The sequence below is a fragment of the Rhodococcus sp. P4_B6 genome, from assembly GCF_056402215.1.
Window position 1 is genome coordinate 1 of record NZ_JBFUHV010000400.1, and the last position, 2133, is coordinate 2133.

Annotated in this window: 1 protein-coding gene and 2 pseudogenes; 1 reads left to right on the plus strand and 2 read right to left on the minus strand. The window is 68.0% G+C overall.

Annotated features, from left to right (window positions below; translation table 11 throughout):
* Positions 1-559 (plus strand): annotated as a pseudogene (locus AC1DWT_RS50945) (RNA degradosome polyphosphate kinase); the annotation flags it as partial.
* 196 nt (positions 560-755) lie between these two features.
* Here AC1DWT_RS50945 and AC1DWT_RS50950 read toward each other — a convergent pair.
* Positions 756-958 (minus strand): annotated as a pseudogene (locus tag AC1DWT_RS50950) (ferritin-like domain-containing protein); the annotation flags it as partial.
* A gap of 438 nt (positions 959-1396) precedes the next feature.
* Positions 1397-2011 carry an inositol monophosphatase family protein gene (locus tag AC1DWT_RS50955; RefSeq protein WP_241031249.1) on the minus strand — a complete coding sequence of 205 codons (615 nt, stop codon included), beginning with the start codon at positions 2009-2011 and terminating at the stop codon, positions 1397-1399.
* Positions 2012-2133: the final 122 nt, after the last annotated feature.

The window sequence follows — 2133 nt, forward strand, 5'->3', positions numbered from 1 at the left end:
CTCCTCGTCGCTCCTCGTCGCGCCCTACGGCATACGGCGGGGCATCATCGAGCGGATCGACGGCGAAGTGGCGCGCGCACTTCGCGGCGAGGACGCGGGTATTCGCTTGAAGGCGAACGCGTTAGTGGACGAACAGGTGATCGACGCGCTCTACCGTGCGTCGCAGGCCGGTGTGCCCGTGCAGATCGTCGTCCGCGGAATCTGCGCGCTGAAACCGGGGGTGCCCGGACTGAGCGAGAACATCCACGTCCGGTCGATCCTCGGCCGTTTCCTCGAACACTCGCGGGTCCTGCACTTCCGCGGGGCGGACGAATACTGGATCGCCAGCGCCGACATGATGCACCGCAACCTCGACCGCAGGGTGGAGGCCGGAGTCCAGGTGAAAGATCCGCGGCTCACCACGCAATTAGGCGGCCTCTTCGATTCGGCGCTCGACCCGAGGACCCGGTGCTGGGTGCTCCACCCCGACGGAAGCTGGGCCGCGTCACCCGCCCACGGCGAAGACGTCCGCGAACATCAAGAGGCACTCATGCGGGCCCGGACGACCAGCGGGTCCTGACCCTATGAACGGCCCCCGTCATTCACCGAGTGGGTCCGAATCCGGACGATCCACAGAACGGTGATCGGATTGGTGTATCGCCGTCGATCGCGATGGTGTGTCCGACGGCGAGTGAGGCAGCGAACGATCACTGCTCGTTCGACACCATGGGCCAGCGGTTTCGGCGGGACGGTCATTCCCGGGAGGTCAGGTCGTCCGCCACGATGGCGCGCACGTCGGCCGGCTCGGTCACTTCCTTGACTGCAGCCACTGTCTCCGAGACGTTGAGGTCGTCGTAGCCGTCGATGGGCAGCTCGCCCGGTTCGAAGACTCCGGCCGCGGTACGGGCTGTATGCAGCGCTTCCGCGACCCCGTCGGCTCCTTCGCGGCGGGTGACCTTTCCGCGGTTTCGAGGGCGCTCATCCCCCGGCTTGCGCGGCACCCGACCACCTACCAAGCCGGCGCGGACAAGAGGCACACGCGAACACTCGCCGGCCACATGCCCGCCACCGCACCGACACCTTCCGGGACTACCGTGGTGGGCGGTTGGTCAGACCCGGAAGGGGGCCGATCGCCTCGGTGGGGCGCTGAAGTCGTCGCGCATCGTCAGGGCGCTCGGCTCTGGCCGGCCAACCGGGTCCCCACGGGCACGGGCACCCCACGACAATGGCCGGGACGGCGCTCAGTGGCGTCGAGTCATGGCTGCTCGAGCGGATCCGAAAACAGCTTCGTTGAAACGTAGTGCTCCACTCCTGAGGGTAGCCGCGGCCCTGTCGAGCGATCCCTCTGCAGGACGGTCCGTGCTCAGGCTGTGGGCTTGCCGGGATCAGGCTCCGGCTACCCAGGATGCACGGGCTGCTACGCCTCTGCGATGAGGGTTCGGAGCTCCTCGCCGAGTTCGGGGGTGGCCGCGACGATCCCGCTCCAGCGGCGGGTGAGGTCGGTGTCGAACTCGACGGGCCGGCCGAAGGCATCAAGGACGACGCCACCGGACGCGCCAACGAGGACAACGGCCGCGGCGATGTCCATGAGACGGTGGGTGTCGCTTCCGGCGTCGACGAACGCATCTACGGCTCCCGTGGCCACCAGGACGGCGTCGAGGGTGCTGCAGCTGAGGATCCGGATGCGGGTCGCCTTCTGCGCGACGCGGGTCCACGCGTCCCAGTTGCGCGGGTGCGGGCGCAGCATCGACACGGCGGCGTCCGCGACGGACCGGCAGCCGCTGGTGAGGTAGGGCGAACCAGTGCGTGACGCCCACCAGCGCTCGTCCGTGTGCAGCCAGCTGGTCATGGCCTCGGTGAACTCACCGTCCACGACGACGGCCGCGCTGAAGCAGGCCAGCGGCACACCGGCGGCGGCGTTGGCCGAGCCGTCGACCGGGTCGACCACCAGGGTGACGGCCGAGCCGACGTTCAGGCGCTCGATCTCGCACTCCAGTTGGTCCGCGATGGTGCGGTACCGATGCTCCGTCATGGCGACCACTGTCACGTGCCTAGTAGCGTGTCGCTGCTTAGTTCTGCCTTGTTTCGTTTAAGTTGGAGGCGGCAGACTTCCCCTTCCCCTCTGCCGGTCAGGACTGTTGTCAATGCCTTCGC

Bases quoted from the DNA above. Each gene is read 5' to 3' on its own strand.
- AC1DWT_RS50955 (WP_241031249.1), bottom strand. From the start codon at position 2,011: ATGACGGAGCATCGGTACCGCACCATCGCGGACCAACTGGAGTGCGAG.